At 36.0% G+C, this 23,854-nt stretch carries 20 protein-coding genes; 18 read left to right on the top strand and 2 right to left on the bottom strand.

Translation table 11 applies throughout. The features are described 5' to 3' along the window. Nucleotides 1-5 precede the first annotated feature (5 nt). From HQN86_RS19665 to HQN86_RS19740, 15 genes are all read left to right on the top strand, one after another. Complete coding sequence (locus tag HQN86_RS19665) at nt 6-1,211, top strand: pyridoxal phosphate-dependent aminotransferase (protein WP_172662601.1); 1,206 nt, start codon at nt 6-8, stop codon at nt 1,209-1,211. Beyond that, nucleotides 1,195-1,800, top strand: a complete 606-nt coding sequence (locus HQN86_RS19670) for a hypothetical protein (protein ID WP_172662602.1) — start codon at nt 1,195-1,197, stop codon at nt 1,798-1,800. Before HQN86_RS19665 ends, HQN86_RS19670 begins: the two co-directional genes overlap by 17 nt. Next, entirely contained in the window at nt 1,736-2,794 is a 1,059-nt protein-coding gene (locus HQN86_RS19675; RefSeq protein ID WP_172662603.1) for an ATP-grasp domain-containing protein, read from the top strand. The genes HQN86_RS19670 and HQN86_RS19675 overlap by 65 nt, the downstream gene beginning before the upstream one ends. Before the next feature lie 36 nt (nt 2,795-2,830). Continuing rightward, nucleotides 2,831-3,904: a glycosyltransferase gene (locus HQN86_RS19680; RefSeq protein WP_216854461.1), complete on the top strand. Its 1,074-nt coding sequence runs from the start codon at nt 2,831-2,833 to the stop codon at nt 3,902-3,904. A 22-nt stretch (nt 3,905-3,926) separates the two neighbouring features. Continuing rightward, nucleotides 3,927-5,762 carry an asparagine synthase (glutamine-hydrolyzing) gene (gene asnB / locus HQN86_RS19685; RefSeq protein WP_172662604.1) on the top strand — a complete coding sequence of 612 codons (1,836 nt, stop codon included), beginning with the start codon at nt 3,927-3,929 and terminating at the stop codon, nt 5,760-5,762. 37 nt (nt 5,763-5,799) lie between these two features. Continuing rightward, entirely contained in the window at nt 5,800-6,894 is a 1,095-nt protein-coding gene (locus tag HQN86_RS19690) for an NAD-dependent epimerase (RefSeq protein ID WP_172662605.1), read from the top strand. Nucleotides 6,895-7,374: 480 nt separating this feature from the next. Next, nucleotides 7,375-8,724: a pectate lyase family protein gene (locus HQN86_RS19695; RefSeq protein WP_172662606.1), complete on the top strand. Its 1,350-nt coding sequence runs from the start codon at nt 7,375-7,377 to the stop codon at nt 8,722-8,724. 114 nt (nt 8,725-8,838) lie between these two features. Next, nucleotides 8,839-9,987 carry a glycosyltransferase family 4 protein gene (locus HQN86_RS19700; protein WP_172662607.1) on the top strand — a complete coding sequence of 383 codons (1,149 nt, stop codon included), beginning with the start codon at nt 8,839-8,841 and terminating at the stop codon, nt 9,985-9,987. Between the two features lie 53 nt (nt 9,988-10,040). Further along, complete coding sequence (locus HQN86_RS19705; protein WP_172662608.1) at nt 10,041-11,075, top strand: GNAT family N-acetyltransferase; 1,035 nt, start codon at nt 10,041-10,043, stop codon at nt 11,073-11,075. 18 nt (nt 11,076-11,093) lie between these two features. Continuing rightward, the gene (locus HQN86_RS19710; RefSeq protein WP_172662609.1) at nt 11,094-11,897 is read left to right on the top strand and encodes a phytanoyl-CoA dioxygenase family protein; all 804 of its coding nucleotides are present in this window, start codon (nt 11,094-11,096) and stop codon (nt 11,895-11,897) included. A 58-nt stretch (nt 11,898-11,955) separates the two neighbouring features. Then, nucleotides 11,956-12,930: a hypothetical protein gene (locus HQN86_RS19715; RefSeq protein ID WP_172662610.1), complete on the top strand. Its 975-nt coding sequence runs from the start codon at nt 11,956-11,958 to the stop codon at nt 12,928-12,930. Beyond that, on the top strand, nt 12,927-14,474 hold the full coding sequence (locus HQN86_RS19725; RefSeq protein ID WP_246269695.1) for a GNAT family N-acetyltransferase: 1,548 nt from the start codon (nt 12,927-12,929) through the stop codon (nt 14,472-14,474). The genes HQN86_RS19715 and HQN86_RS19725 overlap by 4 nt, the downstream gene beginning before the upstream one ends. 30 nt (nt 14,475-14,504) lie before the next feature. Next, nucleotides 14,505-16,457, top strand: coding sequence for a polysaccharide biosynthesis protein (locus HQN86_RS19730; protein WP_172662611.1), 1,953 nt, complete (start codon nt 14,505-14,507; stop codon nt 16,455-16,457). Nucleotides 16,458-16,521: 64 nt separating this feature from the next. Beyond that, entirely contained in the window at nt 16,522-17,619 is a 1,098-nt protein-coding gene (locus HQN86_RS19735; protein ID WP_172662612.1) for a helix-turn-helix domain-containing protein, read from the top strand. Nucleotides 17,620-17,819: 200 nt separating this feature from the next. Beyond that, nucleotides 17,820-18,167, top strand: a complete 348-nt coding sequence (locus HQN86_RS19740; protein WP_172662613.1) for a hypothetical protein — start codon at nt 17,820-17,822, stop codon at nt 18,165-18,167. 19 nt (nt 18,168-18,186) lie between these two features. Here the strand turns inward: HQN86_RS19740 and bla are convergent, their stop codons facing one another. Beyond that, the gene (gene bla, locus HQN86_RS19745; protein ID WP_172662614.1) at nt 18,187-18,909 is read right to left on the bottom strand and encodes a BlaB/IND/MUS family subclass B1 metallo-beta-lactamase; all 723 of its coding nucleotides are present in this window, start codon (nt 18,907-18,909) and stop codon (nt 18,187-18,189) included. Between the two features lie 80 nt (nt 18,910-18,989). On the opposite strand from bla, the gene HQN86_RS19750 reads away from it, so the two are divergent. The 3 genes from HQN86_RS19750 to HQN86_RS19760 all read left to right on the top strand — a co-directional run bounded on the left by HQN86_RS19750 (nt 18,990) and on the right by HQN86_RS19760 (nt 21,933). Beyond that, complete coding sequence (locus HQN86_RS19750) at nt 18,990-19,424, top strand: hypothetical protein (RefSeq protein WP_172662615.1); 435 nt, start codon at nt 18,990-18,992, stop codon at nt 19,422-19,424. A gap of 83 nt (nt 19,425-19,507) precedes the next feature. Next, complete coding sequence (locus tag HQN86_RS19755; RefSeq protein WP_172662616.1) at nt 19,508-21,496, top strand: sensor histidine kinase; 1,989 nt, start codon at nt 19,508-19,510, stop codon at nt 21,494-21,496. A gap of 179 nt (nt 21,497-21,675) precedes the next feature. Beyond that, on the top strand, nt 21,676-21,933 hold the full coding sequence (locus tag HQN86_RS19760; protein ID WP_172662617.1) for a helix-turn-helix domain-containing protein: 258 nt from the start codon (nt 21,676-21,678) through the stop codon (nt 21,931-21,933). A 13-nt stretch (nt 21,934-21,946) separates the two neighbouring features. On the opposite strand, the gene HQN86_RS19765 is transcribed toward HQN86_RS19760, so the two are convergent. Continuing rightward, nucleotides 21,947-23,773 (bottom strand): hypothetical protein, encoded by a 1,827-nt coding sequence (locus HQN86_RS19765; protein ID WP_172662618.1) that lies wholly within the window; start codon nt 23,771-23,773, stop codon nt 21,947-21,949. Nucleotides 23,774-23,854: the final 81 nt, after the last annotated feature.

Here is a 23,854-nt window from a genome sequence, read left to right on the forward strand (position 1 = left end):
TAGAGATGATAAAATTTACTAGTGACGAGCTCAAAGTAGTAAAGAAAATTGAGGTATTAAAGAATGAGGCAGGCTCCCATTCACCTAGTTTCTTTACATTCAAACAAAAACTCCCAGAGGTAGACATTAAAGTAGATGCTTGCTTTTTATCTAATCCTTATGCAACGGATTTGTTTATTGAGTATTTTAATAAGGAAATACTTCATACTGGGAATATCAGAGATTTATTGGAGAGTTATCCCTCTCAAAATGGTGTAATTGCTGAGATTTTAGCTGATTTCTTAAAAATTGATTCAGGGAATATCTTTATTGGCAATGGAGCTATTGAAATCATTCAAGCTGTTATCCATAATTTTACCAAAAGGAAGATTATCATTACAATACCTACCTTTTCATCTTATTATGAGTATGTTAAGGATGGTGTGGAGGTGGTGTATTATAATTTATCAAAGAATAATAATTACAACCTTGATGTAGAAGAATACATTGCATTTGTTAAACAAAATAAGCCAGACACCATAGTATTGATTAACCCGAATAATCCAAATGGTGGTTATACAAAAGCTGCTGATGTGCAGCGGATTATAGAAGAGCTTTCATTTGTTGACAATATTATTATAGATGAAAGCTTTATTCACTTCGCATATGAAAGTGAATCTTATCAGCTGGTATCATTATCTCATCTTGTTAAAGAACATCCTAATGTTATTGTTCTAAAAAGCATGTCGAAGGATTTTGGGATTGCAGGTGTAAGGGCCGGGTATGGTGTGATGAGAAAGGAATATGTTGATCTTTTATTAAAGAATGGTTATTTGTGGAATTCAAATGGTTTTGCCGAATATTTCTTTCGGTTGTATACAAGAGCGGATTTTGCACTTAGATATGATAAGGTAAGGGTAAAATATATTGTTGAGACGCTGGAATTTATACAGGAGCTGAGACAGTTGCCAAATATTAAAGTTTACCCAAGCATGGCCAATTTTGTACTTATTGAGTTACTGGAAGGCATAAAATCTACAGAGTTTGTAGCCAAACTACTTATAAGTTATGGCATTTACGTAAGAACATGTGATGATAAAATTGGCTTAAAGGGACAGTTTATAAGATTAGCATCCCGTTCAAAAGATGAAAACGACTATGTAATTCAAAGCATAAAAGCATGTATTCAGATGAATGACGTTTTGAAATTGGTAAATGAAACGGTTGTTTAAAGCAGTAGTTTTTGGGATTTGTAATTTGTATTTCAGGTATCGTTTTAGAAGGTCTATAAAAAATGCCGTCCAAAATCAGGAGATATACCTTGTTGATATAGATAATACCCTTGCCGATACCTGGCCATCACTACAAGATTATGTTTATAGAAATGAAAACCACCGATATGGATCGTTATCGATTTTTATTGGGATGCGGAATTTTATACTGGATAAAACCAGAACCAGGCAGAAAGTAATATTTATATCCGCAAGAAGCTACCTCGACTACTTTTCGACACGTAAATGGCTGGCCGCAAATGGCCTGAAGGCTGATTGTGTAATTCTGGTAAGGAATGCTGAAGACAAGCTTGATTATATAAATGAACTATTAAACAGAGGCGTGCCTGTAGTTTACATAGACGATTTGAGTTATGGTCATGAGTCTGGAGTAATGAAATTATATGAAAAGGTAATATTGAAATTGAAGGAAATGCCTATAAAATACTTAGGTATTAAAGAAATAGAACTAATTAATTCAGCTTATGAAACAAGTAACCAAGGTACTAAAGAGAATAGCGCGTATCATCAGAATTATAGTAGCAATTAAATGGCTAAAACTCTGGAGACTGCATGATGCTAGTAGTGATATTTTAGTTTGGATTCCCTTTAGATCTATTAAGTATTTTGGATCAGATGCATTTATATGGGATATGGCAACTATTGCTGGGCTGATAGCAGAAAATAAAAGAATAAAAATTGTGTTTAATCTGGCCATTGGGAAATACCATAACAAAAAGATTTTTTTTTCCATTAGCAATCGATACAATATATACAAGTTTGATAACTATACCCATATACTGTCGCATATTACCATGCAGCTTGAACAGCAGGGAAATTCAGTATTTCCCAAACACAGCGAGACCATGTTATGGGAAAATAAAACCTACATGCATCAAGTGTTTTATGTAGAGGGTGTTAATGAGCCTAAAACACGAATTTTTGAATCAATTGAAGACTTGGTAAAAGCGAATATCTGTTTCCCTTTTCTTATCAAAGCAGAGCATTCCTCATCTTCAGAAGGGTTATACAAAATATCATCTATAAAAGATCTTTCAGACCTTGTTTCGAACAAGAAATTTGTGGCAGAGAACAAGCATATTATAGCACAGGAGCTGATTAATATGAGAAAAGACCTAAGGGTTATTTTGGTTAAAGGAGAGATTTTGCTCCATTACTGGAGAATAAATTTAAATGAAGAATGGAAACCAACTTCGACAAGTTATGGAAGTAAGGTAGATTTTGATTTCTTTCCGGAACAGTGGAGAGCACACATTATAGAAACCTTTAAATCATTGAAGATCACTACCGGTGCTTTTGATGTTACCTGGGAAAACGATGACCTGAGTACTAAGCCTATTTATCTTGAAGTTAGTCCATTTTATCAGCCGAATCCTAAAATGGAATTAAAGGAAAAAGCGTATGCCTTTTATAAGCAGCATTTCAGCTTATTTAATTCATGGGATGTTAAGTACGTAAATGTTGTTTTTGATATTAAGCATAAACAGGTAAAGGCATACCTGGAAGATTCCATAGCAAATTAAGTTCTCAATTAATTTTCCTCTCAAATAAAATAGTTTATGAAAGTGAATAAACGGGTGATCTTAATGACCCCATCTATGAGCAAGGGTGGAGCTGAAACGCAGCTATTGAAAATTGCATCATTCCTGCAATCAAAGCATCATAAAGTATTGATCATTTCTTTAAAACCCATTGATGAGTTTAATGGTGATATCAGAAAAGCCGGAGTAGATGCTTTGTTTTTAAGGAATTGGTCTAGCGCTCCGTTTTCGAACATACAGATACTTTATAAAACCATTAAAAAATTCAGACCTGATGTAGTTATTGCTTTTATGTTCATTGCAATCATATTTGCACGCTTATTAAAGATGAGACTTAAATTTAAGTTGATCTCTACCATTAGGATATCTGTGATCCCTAAAAAATGGTATATGCCTTTTAAACTTACGGACGGACTTGACGATGCAGTAGTTTACAATTCTGTTGCCTCTATGATAAATTTTGAAAAGCAGAAGTTAGTGAGCAAAAGAGGTATAGTGATTCATAATGGAATTACTATACCACAACATACCAAGATTGATGGCGAATTGGTTAATGGTAGTTTTAAGTGGGTATGCATTGGTCACTTTAGGTGGAACAAAGACTATTTAACACTCTTTAAAGCAATAGCACTTTTAAAACACAAAAATTTCACGGTAGATATTGTTGGAGATTTAAATGGAGAGTTGTGGCCTAAGAAAACAATTGAGGAGCTAAATATTCAAGACTATGTTAACATCATAGGTTTTAAGAAAGAAGCACATAGTTTTTTAGGCCAATCAGACGCTTTTGTGCTTTCCTCTTTTTCAGAAGGGATGCCAAATGCAATTCTGGAAGCTATGGCATATGCGAGACCTACGGTTGTAACTGATATTGATGGAAATCATGAATTGATTGAAAAGGCACAATGTGGTTTATTATGCGAGAAGCAAAATGAGCATGATATGGCCAATAATATGTTAAAGATAATGGATATGTCTGCTGCCGATAGAACTGCTCTTGGTGCTAAGGGCCAGCAACACATTAAGGCACGATTTAGTGAAGAGCAAGTGATGGGGGAGTGGATGCAATTAATTGACGGCTTAGCCGGTTAGTGCTATTTAGAATTGACATAATATGTGCGGAATATTTGGAACGATAAACTATGAATATCCAATAGAGAATAGTATGATCTTTAATGGGTTATTGCACAGAGGCCCCGATGAACAGGGACATTACAGCTTGTATAATGTAAATCTTTACCATACCAGACTGGCAATTCAGGATTTAAGTGTAACCGGGCAGCAACCGATGGAGCACAATGGATTGGTGATTGTTTTTAATGGTGAGATTTACAATCATATGGAGCTTAGAGAAAAGTATGGCCTTAAGGCTTCTTCAAATTCTGATACATTGACTATACTGATGATGTTTGAATTGATGGGCATGGATATGCTTGAGGAATTTGATGGGATGTTTGCATTTGCATTATATGATACCCTCAATTTTAGAATGTACCTGGCACGCGATAGGGCGGGCAAAAAACCTTTGTATGTATATAATAAAGCAAAGACCTTTGTTTTTTCATCAGAACTAAATGTACTTTATAAAAAGTGCAGACCTGAGATCGACTATTCTTCACTGGCCGATTACCTGTATGTAGGGCACCATTACCGTAAAGCCACACCATATCTTTTTGTCAACGAATTGGAAAATGGGCACTATTTAAAGATTGATACACTTACAGGTCTTTGTGATGATGTTTGCTGGTTTAAAATCGAAGACTATTATAAAGCAGAAAGATACCCCGATTATACCGATGCTGTAACACAGCTCGATGGCATACTGAAAACTGCAGTTAAAAGACGAATAGATAGCTCCGATTTAGATGTAGGATCTTTTTTGAGTGGAGGGATTGATAGCGGATTAGTGACAGCAATGGCCGCTGAACAAACTTCAAAACTTAAAACCTTTACGGTTAAGGTTCCGGGATCTTTTGATGAATCGGCCCTTGCAGAGAAGGTAGCAAAGAAATATGGAACCGACCACACTGTTGTTGAAATAGACTTTTCTGATTTAACCAACGATATAGAAAAGATCATATCTAACCATGGTGAGCCTAATTCTGATAATTCCGCAATACCGAGTTATTATGTGGCCAGGGAAGCCAAAAAGCATATAACGGTTGTTTTAAATGGTGACGGTGCAGATGAGCTATTTGGTGGTTATAGAAGATATGTGCCATTTAAACACGTAGATTTTTTTAATCCGAGTCAATTTACAAGGATTAGTTCAAGAATCTTAACGAGTCTATTGCCTGTAGCTAATCAGAAACAAAGTAATTACACGTATATATATAGGTTATTGAAGTTTGGTGGCTATTCTGATTTGGTTAAAATCTATTGCTCAGCTTCTTCAGATCTTTTTGTGGGTTTTGAAGACGTGTTTCTTGAAAAACCAAAAATGAAGGTTATTTCAAGTGATCTTGCAAGAATTAACGACTATTCAATTTCGCCATTAAAGAAATTGCTGCTGATGGATTTTGATTCGATGTTGTTCAGCAGACTACTTACCAAAATGGATATTGCTACCATGGCACATTCTTTAGAAGGAAGAAGCCCTTTTTTAGCAAAAGAAGTTCTTGAATTTGCCCCTGGATTACCGGACAATTTTAAAATAAAAAAACTCCAGACCAAAGATATTTTGAGAACGCTTGGAAAAAAATATCTGCCGGCTGAGCTCATTGAACAACCTAAAAGAGGATTTGAAATACCCCTGAAGAAATGGGTAGATCATGAACTCAAAGAGATTATCAATACCTATTTGATGGCTCCGGATAATTTATATTCTAAAATCATAAAAAAAGACTTCATAATGGACCTTATTGCCAGAAAGATTAAAATTTCTGATGAAAGAAGGGCCAAAATACTCTTTTGCGTATTCAGTCTGGAAGTGTGGCATAAAAACCTTTAAGCCTAAATCTATAAATCTAAATTTTAAAGCGATCGTTATGAAAGTATTGGTTACCGGTACAGCCGGTTTTATTGGGTATCATCTGGCAAAATATTTGTTGGAAAGAGGCGATGAGGTAGTCGGAATTGATAATATTAATGATTACTATGATGTAAATCTAAAACATGGCAGGCTCTCAGAAACAGGAATTGATGGTTTATCCTTAGAATATGGAAAAGCTGTAAGAAGTTGTAAATATCCCAATTATCAGTTTGTTAAACTAGATCTCACAGATCATGGCAAGATGAAGAAACTTTTTAAAGGATGTCATTTTGATGCGGTATGTAATTTAGCCGCGCAAGCCGGAGTAAGGTATAGTTTAACGAACCCCAGAGCATATATTGATTCAAATATCACCGGTTTCCTAAATATTTTAGAGTGCTGTCGTACACACAATATCAAACATTTTGTCTATGCAAGTTCATCAAGCGTTTATGGTTTAAATAAAAGAATGCCGTTTTCTCCAAGTCATCAGGCAAATCATCCGGTATCAATATATGCTGCTACAAAAAAAAGTAATGAACTTATGGCCCATACTTACAGCCATTTATTTAAACTCCCAACAACGGGGCTACGCTTTTTTACCGTATATGGCCCTTGGGGAAGACCTGATATGGCTCCATTTCTTTTCACAAAAGCAATTCTGGAACACAAGCAGATAGATATCTTTAACAATGGGAAAATGAAACGGGACTTTACCTATATAGATGATATTGTGGATGGAATTGTTCGTGTTATTGATCATCCCGCAAAAAAAAGTGTTTTATGGGACGCTTCTGTTCCTGACCCTTCGAGTTCCAATGTTCCATACAGGGTATTTAACATTGGAAGAGGAGAATCAGTAGATCTGTTAGAGTTTATTACTGAAATTGAGAAAAATATAGGTGAAATTGCCGATAAAAATTATATGCCAATGCAAAATGGCGATGTTGCAGAAACCTGGGCAGATATATCGGTAATGAAGAAAATGCTGGCATATGATCCGAAGGTTTCAGTATCTGAAGGGGTAAGAAATTTTGTGAATTGGTATAAAGATTTTTACTTGGTAACAAAAAAGGGACAAACGCATCTAGCAAGTGTTGTTTATCATTGATAATTCTCCTACAAAACAATACTAAAAATTATTGATAATTCTAAGTTTTGGGCCAAGTATATTTAGAGTTTGAGGGCTGATGGTTCTTTTGTGACGGAAAAATTACATTTATTCATGTGTTTGAACATGCTTTTTGTAGTTAATATCTACGTCGATATTAATAATTTATCACTATTTTAAATTAATTTAAAATTTGTATCTAGAAAATATTTTAATCAATTGATGCCTGATATAATAATAAGTAATATTTGATTAAGCTAAAAGATATTCTAATTTCTGAATGATAATTTATTAATTATAATAATTAAATCGATGAGATTTGCTAAATTGGATTAGCGCCTGAAAAATGGTTTTCTTTATGTAAAATCATTGATTTTCCATAATTTTTGAAGTGTATAGTGACGCGCTTTTTCGCGTTACCATTGTATACTTTTAAAAAATCAAATGGAAAGAAAAAACAAAACATCAAATCGACTGCCCATGAGCCTTCTATTACTGTTAGTTGTATTAACTTTTAGTAAATGTAAAAAAGGCTCGGATGCGGCAACCCCTGAAAACCCACTTACGCAGACTGATACCGGTGTAGCAGCTACGAGCACCACAAGTGGTATTAAATCATTACAAACATTTAGAGTAGCAAGTGACGGTGGTTTCTCTTACAGAGTTTATGAGCTTCCAGTGTCAGGAGATTCACAAAGCCAGCCCAAAGCATCAACAATGAGGGTCTTTGAGGATGGAAAAGAGCTTGGTCCTGCGCATTCAAGCGCAGCAGACATCAGGAACATTGGTAAAGGACGCTTTTGTCATTGGCTTACCAGCGTATATATATCTGCTTCGGATAATAGCGATCCAAGGACCAATGGACGTAAGTATACTTATACCTTAGATGGCAGCAGTGGTTCTGTTGTACAACCTCCGGTAACGAGTCCTGTAGCGCCTCCGGCAACAAGCGGTGCTATTATTGGTTATGCTATGGTTGACGGTAAAACCACAGGTGGTACAGGTGGCCAAACCATAACTGTAACAACTTATTCTGCTTTAAAAAATGCTGTTTCATCAAATACAGCTACGATTATTAAGGTATCCGGAAGAATTACTGGTACAGGCTATTTAAACGTAGGTTCCAATAAAACAATCCTTGGTATGAAAGGTTCGAGTTTGGAAGGTGTTGGTTTATTAGTTTATGGAACCAGTAATGTAATCATCCGTAACATGACCATCAGAAATGTGGTAACCTATTCAAATATAGTTATTAAAGAAGGTGCTCATCACGTGTGGGTAGATCATTGCGATCTATCATCTGATAGAAATCACGGATGGGACTATTATGATGGTCTGTTAGACGTTGGCAACAGAGCAGATTATGTTACTTTATCGTACAATAGATTACATGACAATAATGTCGCGATGTTAATCGGTTTTGGAGATGCAAACACTAACGATATTGGTAAACTTCGTGTTACTGTCTACAAGAATTATTTCTATAATGTTTCTGAAAGACAACCTTGTACAAGATTTGGAACCATGCACGTATTTAATAACTATCTGCAAAATGGTAGCGGATACGGGATTGGTGTAACTATGGGTGCGACAGTTAGAACAGATAATAACTATTTTGAGAACCAGCATTATGCGATTTATACTGATTTTAATTCAAAACCAGGATTTGTTAGTGGCGCAAGCACTAATATTTACAAAGGTAGTGTAAACAAAATTTCAACAGCAGCATCATCATGGGTACCAACCTATGAATACAAGTCAGAACTTATTCCAGCAGCAGATGTTCCTGCGACTGTGATGGCAAATGCCGGAGCAATCCTGAACCTTTAAGCAATAATAGTTTTTGATTTAATAACATCATTTTCTGATGTTTCCAGTATTAAGGGCCTGTTTCAACTCAGTTGAAACAGGCCCTTAAATATTTACCTATAAATTTAAATCAACATGGTAAAAGAAAGAAAGATAATCTTGATCTCATGCGATTCTCCACGTTCATTGCTGGATTTCCGAGGCAAATTGATAGAAGCATTAATTGTAAAACACGAAGTGATTATTTTTACTCCTAAAATTGAACATCAGGAGATTAAAAATAAGCTAAGTGAAATGGGGGTAAGGGTATATGAAAATGGATTGAATCCGAGTAATGTATCAATAGTCTCTGATCTTAAATACCTCTTCGAATTGCGCAGGCTGATCAAAGCTACTAAACCCGATGTGTTTTTTCCCTACACTTTTAAACCAGTTATTTATGGCGCTTTTGTTGCCAGGTTTTGCAGAGTAAATCACATCACACCGATGCTGACGGGGCTTGGCTACAATTTTTTAAATGTAGGTTCAAGGAAAACGGTAGTTCAAAAGATAACAAGGATTTTGTTAAAATTGAGTCTGAGAGCAAGTAAAAGATTGCAGATCATTTTTCAAAATAAGGATGATTATAATACGCTGATTCGTGCAAATATTATTACAAACAAGAATATAGCTCATGTGGTGAATGGTTCGGGGGTAGATTTGTCTCACTATGAGTACTCTCCCCCCGATTTAAATAACATAAGTTTTTTGATGATTTCGCGATTAATTAACGCGAAAGGAATTAAGGAATACTACTATGCTGCAAAACAGATCAAAGAAAAATTCCCTGATGTTGTTTTTAAACTAATTGGGCCTTATGATGATAACATTGATGCCATTAGTGCGGATCTGTTTTCAAGAATAAAAACGGATGGAACCATCCAATATTTTGGGCTGGTTGATGATGTAAGACCATACATTAACCAATCTTCTGTTATTGTGCTACCATCTTATTATGGAGAGGGAGTTCCACGGTGTCTTTTAGAGGGAATGGCAATGGGAAGGGCAGTTATTACCTGTAATTCTGTTGGATGCAGGGAAACAATTAACCCGCTTCTAAGAAAGGCCAATGGTTTTTTGGTTCCAATAAAAGATATTCAACAATTGGCTTCTAAAATGGAGTACTATATAAGGCATACAGATGATGTTGCAAGATTCGGGCTAAATGGCAGAAAATACGCAAGCGAAAAGTTTGATGTAAACAAAGTGAACCAGACTATGGTTAATATTCTGGAAGGAGCATAATCCTACTACCTAGGAAAATCAGATCACTAGCGCACCTTAAAGAAAAAATATACATGTCTTATCAATGCTTAATTGTCCGCGCAAAAGCGGAGTGGGATGCTTATGTTAAACGGGCTCATAATTATGAAGTATATCACACCTGGTATTATCACTCCTTAAATATGGAAGGAGAGCCCATTCTTTTTATTTACGAGAAAGAAGATTTATTTATAGCATTTCCACTAATAAAGAGAAATATCGCAGGGTCATCTCAATATGATATGACTTCAGTATATGGATACGCAGGGCCAATATCTAATGTAGATTTTAAGGATATTCCGCAACTAACGATTGAAAGCTTTAAAGAAGAGTTCGGTCATTTTCTGAAGTCCGAACAGTGTATATGCGTTTTTTCACGATTGTATCCTTTTCTTAATCAACATTATTTGCTGGAAAATATTGGAGGCGTTATTCCTAACGGAAGCACCATCTATATGGATTTATCATTAAGTATTGAAGAGCAGAGATCACGATACGATAAGAGGCTGAAAAGGCAGATAAAGAAACTTCGGGAAACCGGATATACCATTAAAAATGCAGCGGGTCCTAGCGAAATAGCTGCATTTACAGAAATGTATCATAAGAATATGGATCGGTTGGGAGCCAGCAAGAGTTATTATTTCGATGAAAAATATTTTGCCGGATTGCTCAATACCCGTGAATTTGAAAATGAGCTTGTGCTGATTTATGATGGTACTGAAATGATTTGCGGAGCCCTGATATTGATATCCGAAAATGTAGTCAGAAACCACTTGTCTGCCACTTCTGAAAAATACCTGAAAGTATCGCCCAGTAAATTACTGACGGATGAAATTAGCCTGATTGGCAGAAGATTGGGGAAAAAGATATTCCACTTAGGTGGGGGTGTAGGAGGAAAGGAAGACTCATTATTTAAGTTTAAAAGTCATTTTTCTAATTTAAGAATTAACGACTGGATCTGGTGTTACGTTAGCGACCAGGAATCTTATAATGCGCTTTTACATCAAAAAGGTGTAGGGCTCACCCAGCAGTCTACATTTTTTCCTGCGTATAGGCAAACCAAAGCATAACAAATAAAACGTACTATTATGAACAATAAATTTGATTATTCGGAAGCTGATATTACAATATTTGATAAGGTGATCAGCGAATACGGCTGGATCGTATATGAAAATGCGTTAAGCAATGAATTACTTGATGAAATCAATGACTCCCTATTGCCGGCTTATGAAGTAAGGCATAAGATACAGCAGGCCAATGGCATTGCGCAAAATATGGATGGCACCTTACATCACTTGGTGGAGAAGGAGCTGTTTACATTAAAATTTTTAGAACAAAAGTATGCACATGAGCAAATTATACATTTCTTAAAAGGCAATTACATTTTGAATTCATTAGGAGCGGTAATTAATGTAAGAAACGCACAACCGTATGTTCAGAATGTTCATCGGGATGTTAGAACTTTTACAGGATCATTTAAGCTAATGATTCAAATGATGGTTATTCTTGATGATTTTACTGTAGAAAATGGCGCAACATACATGCTTACCGGATCGCATAAGCATGATAAAAAGCCTGACGACCAATATTTTTATGACTATGCGGACAGAGCAGTAGCAGGAAAAGGCAGCATTATTTTATTTGACGCTAACCTATGGCATGCTGCAGGTAAAAATTATACAGACAAGCCAAGAAGGACCCTTACAATGGCCTTTACAAAACCGTTTATGAAACAACAGCTGGATTATCCAAGATTATTAGGCTATGAGTTCGGTGAGGAACTTAATGACCACCTCAGGCAAGTTATAGGCTATAATGCAAGAACGCCTACGGATCTGTATGAGTATTATCAGCCAGTTCATAAAAGAATGTACCAAAGGGGACAGGAATAGTTAAGTCGTTTTGGAATCATTCCAAATACATCAATCCCATTGTTAACCTATTTTCAAAATGCAAAATCAACATTCAAATAAAATGAAGTCTATTGGAGGATATCTAGAATTACAATTGTCCAGAGGTGAGGAATTTTATCCCTCGCTAATAAAATTAAATACTGGTAGGAATGCATTTGAATATATTCTCAAAGTAAAGCGATACAAATTGGTTCACATACCTTATTATACCTGTGAGGTGATGTTGGAGCCACTTAAGAAGCTGGGTGTTCAATTTCAATATTATACTATTGACGAAAATATGGATCCGGTTCTCGATTTCGAGGTAGGTCCTGATGACGGTCTGCTGTACACAAATTATTTTGGACTAAAACAGGATACCGTTATAAGGCTAAGTAAGCTTTTCGAAAATCTGATAGTAGATAATTCCCAGGCTTTTTTTTCTGAGCCATTGGAGGGCGTGGATACTTTTTATTCCTGCCGAAAGTTCTTTGGTGTACCAGATGGGGCCTATCTTCAATGCACTAGTGATGTAAGACTAAAGCTAGAGAAAGATGTTTCGGTAGACAGATTTTCCCATCTGATAAAAAGTATTGACATGGGGATTGAAAGCGGGTACGAAGATTTTATTGTAAATAATGTTGTCCTTTCCAACAATCCAATACGTAAAATGTCTTCTTTATCTCAGTCGATTTTATCAGGTATAGATTATAAAGCGTGTAAATACAGAAGAAATTCGAACTTCATGTACCTTCATGATTTTCTGGAGAGTTATAACGACTATTCATTTGATGCGTCTTCTGTAAATGGACCGATGATCTATCCACTGCTAATCTCTTCTACCGAAATTAGAAACAAGCTATTTGAAAAAAGAATCTATGTGGCTACATACTGGCCAAATGTTCTGGAATGGACTACAAAAAAGATGTATGAATATTATTTAACAACGCATCTTATCGCGATACCAATAGATCATCGGTATACCCATTCTGAAATGAAACGCATACTGAATGTATTAAAAACAATATTATGAGCGAAAGTATATTTTTAAGGCCCCTCGCGCTTGAGGATGCGATGACATCCTATAAATGGCGAAATAATCCTGAGATATGGAAGTATACACCTTTCAGCCCATCGGGACAAATCACATTAAAAGTGGAGAGGGATTGGCTAAGGGGCGTTTTAAAGCGAACTGACCAAAAAAGATTTGCCATCTGCTTAACAGATAGCAAGAGATATATCGGGAATGTGCAATTGCTTGACATCTCAGCGCAACAGGCCGAATTTCATCTTTTTATAGGTGATTCAAGCTGCTGGGGCAAAGGGATCGGAGAAAAGGCAACAGCACTTATTCTTGATTATGCTTTCTCTACCCTAAACCTGAAAAAGGTAATACTTGAAGTAAATAAAGAACATAATGCAGCCATCAGAATATATAGCAAACAAGGTTTTGTTGGTATCCCAGGTAGTGATAAATATCTGAAAATGGAAGTAATAAAAGAGGATTATATAACTAAAAATAATTTACCGGGCATGAAGTACATCGTTAAACTTGAACAAGAAACCGAGTGGAAAGCGCTTGTAAAAAGGGCTTTGAAATATGATTTTTATCATTCATGGACCTATCATTCATTGGATAACACCTCTGGAATCCCAATGCTGTTTGTATATGAAGAAGGCAGTGATTTTATTGCTATCCCATTATTGAAAAGAGATATTCAGGATTCTGAATACTACGATATGAGTTCGGTATATGGTTATAGCGGTCCGATTTCAAATAAGGATTTTCACAAGCTTCCTTCAGATTTTGTATATAATTTCAGGAGTAGTTTTCTGGACTTTTTAAAGAATGAAAAGATCGTTACCGTATTTTCCCGACTGCATCCGTTCTTTGATCAGACAGAACTAATGAGGGATTTTGGAGGAGTAGTTGACAATGGAAAAGTAGTGGTGCTGGATCTAAGCCTTCCTATAGAGCAGCAGAGAAGCGCTTACCAGGAAAGGGTATTAAGAAAGATCAGGACCTTGAGAAAAAAGGGGTATTATGTTAAGGAAGCCAGTACTACAGAAGATGTAAAAACCTTTAGTACCATCTACACTTTAAACATGCTCAGGGTAGATGCCTCAAACGCCTATTATTTTGATGAAGAATATTTTAGGCGCTTGCTTGATTCAGAAGAATACGATGCAAAGTTATTCTTCGTGTATGATCAAAATGATTACCCGATATGTGGTGCAATAGTGGTCATCACAAACGGGATCATGCAGGCACATTTATTGGGGACCAGAAAAGAATACCTGATGGATTCTCCTGCCAAATTGTTAACAGAAGAAATTACGATTGTTGGGCGACGGCTTGGTGTGAAATATTACAATCTGGGCGGAGGCTTAGGCTTTAAAGAAGATTCTTTGTTCAGGTGGAAAGCTAATTTTTCCAATCTCACTTTCAATTACCATAGCTGGCGGTTCATCGCCAATCCGGAAGTATACACCTCTATGTTGTCTCAACATGAAATCGATCTCAACTCTGATGTTGATTTCTTCCCACTTTATAGATTGCAAGCTAGCAAAGCTTAATCTCTCTTCATCTATTTAACGTTTAATGACATGAAAAAAATTCTATTTTGCGAAAAAGTGTACTCCAGGTGGCTGATCCTTTTAATTGATCAGTTCATTGTAACAATCGCTCTTGCTGCATCATTAATGATTATACAAAAGGAGAGTTTTAATGAAATGTTTAACAGCAAATTTTTCCTTTATCTGATCGTTTACAATATAATCACAATGGTGGTTTTTGTAAGTATGAGAATACACACCGGGATAATCCGATACTCTAGTGTTGACGATATTTTCCGTGTCTTTAAAGCTGTGCTGTTAGCTAGTTTGCTATTTGAGATAGTGGCTTACCTGTTTTTATCCTCTTATTTTGGATTCAATAATCATTGGTTTGTTCCTATGCTTATCATTAATTTTTTTATCTCTGCCTCGATGCTTATTGCACTAAGGATAACTGTGAAACAATTGTTCCATTACCTTCAAGATCTGGAAGTTGTTTCTAAAGAGGTGTTGCTGATCTATGGAGCTGACAGATCTTCTTTACTGATTAAGCAAGGGTTAGACGCATCTTCAGAAAATAATTTTGAAATATTGGGCTTTGTTGATGATAATCCTGATCGTAGGAATAAACACATAGAACAAAAAAGAGTATACGGTTCTCATTCTATTCAGTACTTGAAAAATAAATATGGAGTGGAGAAGATGATTGTAATGGAGGATTGTATAAACATTGAAGGAAGGAAACTTGCAATAGAAAAGTGTATGGAATGTGGAATAAGAGTTATTTCAGTACCCGCTTCAAATTATTGGTTAAAGGGCAAACTGAGGTTAAGTCAACTCCCTGATTTAAGAATTGAAGACCTTTTACAGCGCGAACCTATTAACATGGAAGGAGAAAATATTAAAGCTGAACTTAAAGGCAAGAGGATTTTAATTACCGGTGCTGCAGGCTCCATAGGGTCAGAGATTGTTCGTCAAGTGTTGAGGTGTAATCCACAATTATTGATTCTTTGTGATCAGGCAGAAACACCACTTCACGAAATGCAGTTAGAAATAGAAGATAATTTTAAAGATAGTGTTTGTGAATTGTTTATCGTAAATATCCAAAATTATGGAAGGCTTAAAAGCTTGTTTGAGACGTACAGGCCGGAAATAATATTCCACGCAGCAGCTTTAAAACATGTGCCAATGATGGAGCATAACCCGTCGGAGGCCATTTTGACTAACGTGATGGGCACCAAAAATCTTGCTGATCTGGCAATTGATTATGATGTAGAAAAATTCATAATGATATCTACAGATAAAGCTGTTAATCCAACAAATGTGATGGGGGCATCGAAGAGGATCGCAGAAATCTATATTCAGTCGCTTCAAAATTATCAAACTGATGTGGTTCATAGAACAAGGTTTATCACTACCCGGTTTGGAAATGTGCTGGGGTCAAACGGGTCAGTTGTTCCACGATTTAGGGCGCAAATTGAAATGGGAGGGCCTGTTACGGTAACCGATCCAAACATAACAAGATATTTTATGACGATTCCTGAAGCAGTACAATTAGTGCTGGAGGCATCAGTAATGGGTAAAGGTGGTGAGATATTTATTTTTGATATGGGTGAGCCAATCAAAATTTTGAACTTGGCTGTAAATATGATCAAGTTAGCTGGGTTTATGCCTTACACCGATATAAAAATTTGCTTCACCGGACTAAGACCAGGTGAGAAATTGTATGAAGAGCTGTTGAATAAAACTGAAAAGGTTGTTCCAACTTATCATGAAAAAATTAAGATATCGAATGTAATTTATTATCCCTACGAATATGTACAACGAAATATAGACGAGTTATTGGCATTGAACTGCTCGAACAATGATAAAGAGGTTGTTCGAAAAATGAAGGAGATCGTTCCTGAATATGTTAGTGCAAATTCAACTTATCAGAGTATGGATGTAGTAAATGTGGAAACTGGAGATCTAATGGATGTTAGTGTTGAACCAGGCGTGAGCTGAGATTGCTGCTTTTAATATCTGTATATCTACCTAGAAATATGCGAAAAAATAAAGGCGAATTTATATGGGATCAAGTTTTAATGAAATCTCCATAATGCAAACCTGTGCAGGAATCAGTTTGTGGTCCTATTGGGACATGGACTTAGTCTGCCGTTTTGCAAATAAGGAGTTTTTTAAATGGTGCGGCAAGACTCCTGAAGAATTGTTAGGTATTATAAGCCTAAGAGTTTTGTTTAATGGTAGCTATCATGAACATCACCTGCCATACGTGAATAAGGTTCTGGATGGCCAGGTCCAAAAGTATAATTCAGAAATTAAGCTGATTAATGGACAGAAATGTTCGGTAACCATCATCTATTATCCTGATGTTGAAAATGGAAATGTAGTCGGTTTTTTTGCAAACATTTATAATAAAAATTTACCCGGATTGATGGATGAGAAACTTCTGGGCGATCAATTTAACATTAATCATGAAGCAATGCTGGGCCATGATACAGCAAGTAATAAGAGCCATCAGATTGCGGATTATCTTGGAACAGTCATTCTGTCTGGTTTTCCCAAGGTTGAGCACCTTTCGATTTTACACAATATTTCGGTTTCTAAATTGATGCGTGATTTTAAAACCACCTATCAAACAAGCCCCTATCTTTATTTCAGACGCTTGCAAATGGAATTTGCCGAACAGTACATAAGCAGGACAGGCTGCAGTAAAAAACAGATGGCCTTTATGCTTGGTTTTTCAAATCCTGCAAACTATACATTATGTTATAATCGGTACAAAAGCAGCAAACAAGAAAAAACAGGCAAACGAACTTTTGTTGCAGATATTGATGAAAAAAATAAAATTCTGATCACTCAATTTCCTTTACCAGTTGCAATGTTTGATCTAAGTATGAATTACTTATTGGCATCGGCGCAATGGATGAGAGAATTTGGTTTCCCTGAAGCGGATCCTGTGGGCCTGAATTTTTTTGATGCATTTTCGGAAACCAGCCCCGACCTGGAAACGCTAAAAAACAAAATAGATAGCGGGAAGATAGAGAATTGTGCAGGGAGCTACGACTTTTACAATAATGGACATTTGATTAAATGCATCGTAAATCTTTGGCATAATGAAAATAAGGAAGTGAGTGGCGTAATCATTTATGTTGCTTCATTGTAAATTATTGAACATTAAAAGTAAGTTTATGACAATCAGTAGGTTCACGTTTTTTTTTCTATTAAATATCTTTGTTTATAAGATGCCCTTAACTGTTTTATTGATGCTCAAATCCTAAGAACTTCTAATTTTTTAAAACCCTATACGCTACCATTAAGACGTCCCTAACGTTTAATATAAGGATTACTAAATTAACTAAAGTTATGGAACACAATGCCGGAGAGATTGTTGAACTAGCTGTTCGACGACAAAACGTAAATATTAGTGAGTTATCCAGGCGTTTACATGTAAACAGGCGAACCTTGTATAATTGGTTTCGACAAAAGAAACTTCATACAGATGTGATTTTCGAAATCGGAAAGGTCATAAATTATGATTTCTCACATGATTTTGAAGGTGAACTCAATGGCTTTGGTTTCCAGGAAGACCTTACGGTACTTAAGAATGACATTCAATCAGATCATCCGGGATCAGTTTATTATTGGATGGAAAAATATATTGCCTTACTGGAAGACTATAAAAAATTGGTAAGAAAAAGCTCTTTATCTTGATAAAGGGCTTTTTTTATTTCTATTGCATACTATTAGTTAGTAAATTTAAGGTGTGATCCAACGCATCCACATGATCCCAGTTCTGATGACCAGTGATTACAAAGCTTGGATTGGGAAACTTTTGCTTAATCTTATTTATTGTTTTCACCCATTGGGTAAGATTGGCCTCCTGGGTATTGCCTAAGTCTTTTGCATCTGTACTTTTCACCAGGCAGCCCCCATAAAGTACTTTTTCTTTTTCAAACCAAACGACAATGTTGTCTTTGGTATGACCTTCTCCTGCATAGTATGTTTGAAGCTCGTATTGACCAAGCGATATTGTTGTATCTCTTTTAAAAGTAAATTCTGCTCGTTTCTTATTGCTTTCTTTTAAAATTTTGTCAGTTTGATCAGTTGTAAAGGTTTTAGCACCACTATTCTTTAAAAAATCTAACCCTCCAGCTCTATCCTCATGTGAATGCGTGGCAATCTCAATTTTAACCGTCTTATTATGTTTAACTTTTATGCTATCGAGTAGGGGTTGGAATTGAGAGGTGTCCCAGGGAGCATCAATCATCATCACCCCGTCATTGGTCACTACATACATGCCATTGGCCGGGGTAATGGTCCCCTTATAGGAATTGTAGGATGTGAAAATATAAAAGTCGCCGGTTAAATGTGAAATTTTTAAACCAGGGCTTGATTGTCCGAAAATATTTGAAACAAAATAAAGCGAAAGAATGAAAGTAAACAGGTAGCGCATAATTAATATAATATATTAGGTATGAGTGCAAACGTTATTTTGATAAAAAAATTTTAAATTGCACCATTAGAAATCCAAAAATGAAAACATACATTTTAATAATATTGTTTTGCCTAGGTGTTAATACATTCGCAAACGCACAAAAAAAGATTCCAACTGCTCAAGAATTGACTGTTAAAAATATAGATGAGCTGAATGAAAGGTTAGAACTGAGTCCAACTCAGAAAAGTGTGATATATAATTACGTATTTGACATGTATCGCCAGCAACTGGAACTTGTGAAAAAGCAACAGGCGGGCTCATCTAAGGAAGAAGATGTAACCAGATTTTATAAGTTTCAAAATGAAACAAATGATAATATTAAAAATATTTTAAAAGGGGATCAGATAGCTGAATTTGATAAGTTACAAGAGGAGCGTTTAAACGGAGACAATAAGAAAAAGAAGGGAAAAAAGGGGAAAAATAAAGAAGAAGAGCCAGTAACCGGTATATCTGGACTTAAGTCGCAAAATTAACAGTTGTTAACTGTTTCTTTTTTCTTGAATTTCTCTTTACATCTGAATGTTGAAATAATTTAGCGGCTAATAACCAACCCTTCATGCGATTTTTTACTGTAATCCTGTTATTATCCCTTTCATTATCTTCGAATGCGACAGAATATGTAATTAAACTTGACCAACAGGATTATACTAATATTGGTAAGAAATTAGTCTATCTTGAAGATGCAACAGGCAAACTTAACTTTAAAGATGTTAAAGACCTGTATCGGGCAGGTAAATTTAAATCATCCAAAGAAAGTATACTTAATTTTGGTAACAGTAAATCCGCCTTCTGGATAAAGATAGTTTATCAAAACAATACTGGTTCAGGGAGCTTTCTTGTAGTTGATGTGCCAAATCTTGAGTTTGTCGATTGTTATATCATTGGCAGTAATGGTAACCTGCAGGTAATAAATTCTGGTAGCCTTAGTAAGGAAACTAAAGGTGTTATTGCGAATAATAATTATATATTTTCTTTACCCGAAACAGCCGGTGCTGAAGATTTAAACGAAGTCTATCTTCGGGTTAAAACAAATAATTTTATGCTGGTGCCTATTAAACTTGCAACACATGAGGCTTACATCGCAGGTTCTTCTTTTAAAGAACACATCGAATCAATTTACATTGGGGTACTGATAACATTATTTCTGTTTAATATTTTCTTATACATCAGTTTGCACGAAAAAATGTACCTCTTTTATGGGCTGTACCTTCTTGCTGGCTTTGTTTATTTAGTATTGTATTTAAGAGGCTATGGTTATTTGTTTGGTTACGATTTCAGAACAACAATATATAAATATCCCCATTTCTTTTTGGCATTGTCATCAATGTCGGGCATCTTGTTTTCATGGAAATTCCTGAATCTGCAAGTATTAATTCCTCGTATAAAACCAGTTTATTATATCATGATGGGTTTTGGATTTGCCTTGATGACTGTAAGCTTATTGGGGTATAAAAGCGTAGCGGCCTCTATGATACAATATACTGCGCTTTTCATTTCAGTAGGCTTAGCGATAGCAGGAATAATGTCATTGAGAAAAGGACACAGGCCTGCTAAGTTTTATATTATTGCATGGCTTTTTAGGGTAACAGGTGTGATTCTTGTGAACTTAAACCTATTCGGTGTACTGGAATTAAGGGATTATACTTTTCAGATTTTCCCAATTGCTACAACCATCGAAATGCTATTGCTGGCATTCGCGTTAGGAGACCGCTACAGCATATTGATTAACAACGAACGCGAGGCGAGAGAAAGTCTTATGCAGCTTGTACAAACCCAGAATCAAAGGCTTGAATATGTAGTTGAAGAACGGACCATAAAATTAAGTGAAACTATAGTTGAGCTTGAATCATCGAATAGGGTGAAGGATAAGTTGTTTTCAATTATTGCTCACGATTTAAGAACTCCATTTAATAGCTTGATAAGCATATTTTCACTGAAGGATATGGGAATGTTGAATTTTGAGGAACTGAAAATGTTGCTTAACGCAAACCGAAAAAATATAGACCAGATGAGGCTTACACTTGATAATCTATTATTTTGGGCAAAAGATCAAATGAAGCAGGTAAGTGTGCAATTTACAGAATTTGATCTCAAAAAGCTTTCTGAGGTTTTAATGTTGGTATATGAACCAATTGCACTGTCGAAGAATATTACTTTAGAGCTTAATGCAAATGATGAAAGTACCGTATATGCCGATGAGAATCAAGTGAGACTTGTTTTAAGAAATTTAATTGATAATGCTGTTAAATTTTCACCTGAGGACAATAAGATATCTATAAACCTTGTACGGCAAGCTAAGGGATTGAGAGTTGCCGTTCATAATGTGGTTTTAAATCCAATTGCTGCAAAAAATGCCATAGAGAGCGGGGAAGATGATAAACGCCAGATGCATACAATTGGCACCGCTAATGAATCTGGAACTGGTCTTGGGTTGCAACTATGCCGGGAGTACATGAAGGCAAATGGGAGTCAATTGCAACAACGTATTGTAGGCAATGAAGTTGAGTTGTATTTTATCTTAACTGGCAGCAGTCCAGCTGCATAACTGTCCGTTTGCATATGGTAATTTTTTTCGCAAATAGTTGTTCATTTGCCTCATAACTCTTCACAAAAGCAATTGGCAGAAACTAAGCTTCCGCCTTTTAAATAGAAAAAAAGGCTGTTTTATAGTTGTTTTTTTATTTGGTACCATAACTGAGATACGCTTAAGTATAAAATACAACTATGAGAAACCACCGCAGACATACAAAGTCTCGCTTCTTAAGAGTAAGCATAGACCTGGAAGAATACAAAGAACAGGTCCGTTCTATCAAGCTAGCCAAAGCCATTAAGAATGTGTTGAGCTTACGCCAGATGTCTGTGGAAGAATTTGCAATGATAATGGGGAAAGATAAATCAGTAATTAATAAGTGGTTAAGCGGAACCTATTGTTTTAGTTTAAGCACGCTTTATGAAATAAGCGAGGGGCTTGGTATATTGTAAGTAACTTTGTTACCTATATCTTTAGCAACACCAGTTTATTAATGATATCATCAAGTTTCTTAACTTGATCACCATCCCAAAGCTTGCATTTTAAATCGGACATACCTAACATTTTATGGTAGTAGCCGACTCCCTCCATTAATTGATTACAAAATTTAGCAAAGTATTTAGTCCGCTTAGCATTTGATGCCTGTAATTGCGCACTGTAATCATCGAGCTGCAAATTCAAATCGGAAAAGAAATTTTCCATCTCTTTTTTAAGGTACTCAACATAAAGCCCAAGTTCTTTGATAAAAACATTTGGTCTGTTGATATCGTTCAGTAAATTATTTCGCCCGTATATATGTCCAATCATCTCTGCCAGACTGTATTGTCTGGAGAAATATGCAATATTAGGGCCAGGGCAAATGCTTACCGCCTTATTTTCTTTTTGTCTAAGAACATCTGATTTTAAGTAATTGGATGAACAGAGGCCTTCGCATAAGCAGGTTTTTTCGGTAATTAGATCGAGTTTTTTCTTTAAGACCTCTGGTTGCAGGTTTAAAATTTTTAGCTGCGCTATTTTAAGTCTTTGATATTGTCTTGAAGCCGTACATATAGGCTCTGCGGTAAATTCAACATTGCTGCAAAGATATTTTTTTGTGCAGGGACTTCCTGGACGCCCTTTAGCGATTCTTTCAATTCTTTGGATTTCCGCCGTACTTTTCCGGAAATTGTTAAACGGAACACCCAGTGGCGAAGCATTGCTCAGATAGAAGTCGCTTTCTGAGGCATTTGCAATATCATCAAGGGTTTGCTTATCTACATTTGTAGCTTCTGGTACCAAAAGAAAAGGACTTCCCCAGCCAGCTGCATCCAGGTTATAGTAGTTAATTAGAAATTGATGCTCCTGGGCAGTTCCAATACCCCCTTGATAGGTAACACGTTGCTGAGGTTTCCAATTTTCATCATGGTCTATTCCTTTTATCTTAAGTACATCCTGATATATCTCAAATAACTCTGCGAACAATTCTGTTCGATTCTCTTTAAATTCATGAAGTATTGGCCCCATAAGTAATCCGTCTGTAGCAAAAGCATGTCCTCCGCAATTCAAACCAGACTCTATGCGAAACTCTGAGACCCAGAGTCCTTTTTTCGCAAGTACTTTAGCCTGAATGATTGCTGAACGGTAATCGCTTACCTTCAATATTATTTGTTTTGTAAACAGACCTTCAGCGTTAGGAAAGAAATCGCTAAAAGTTTCCATATAGGCGTATAATCTTTGATTCAGACCGGCCGATACAATCACAGAAGAGCTTAGTGTGCTTTTTGCGAAACCGCGGAGTGCAGCCAAAGCGTCAGTGTTTTCGTCGCCCAGATAAGCGCCATTCTGATAGTTTGCCTTATCTACTTTTGACATGATGTTTACGTCAATATTCCCTGCTATAATGCCCTCCTTTAGTTCATTTTGAAGTTTTTGCTTTTCATCACCCTGAGGCAACTCCTGCATCAGCCTGAATCTTGATTTTAATACAGAATTTTCCGGTAATAGCTCAAAATAGCTGTTCAGTTCACTGTGGCTTTCAAAGTCATGTTTCTTCAGCTCAGTAATTTGTTTATTTACGAGTCTATGCAGCAGATTTAAATACTCAGTTATCCTGAGTGAACGGCTATCAGGCCTATCTTTAGCTATAAAATCATACGGTTCACCGTTCAAGTCAGCATGATATTTCCGCATCCGCTCAGTAAGTTCGTCATCTACAATAGATACAACCGATGATATACCGTATCTGGCGACTTTTAGTGGAGTGTCAATAGAATAACCTAATCCAAGTACTGGAATGTGGAAAGTGTGCTGCATAAATAAAGTTTTATTTGGCAAAGAGAATTATATTAGCAATTGCAAAATATGACGATGGTCACTATTTACCATGATTTTGGT

Source organism: Pedobacter panaciterrae (genome assembly GCF_013204795.1).
In the GTDB taxonomy this organism is placed as follows: Bacteria; Bacteroidota; Bacteroidia; order Sphingobacteriales; family Sphingobacteriaceae; genus Pedobacter; species Pedobacter panaciterrae.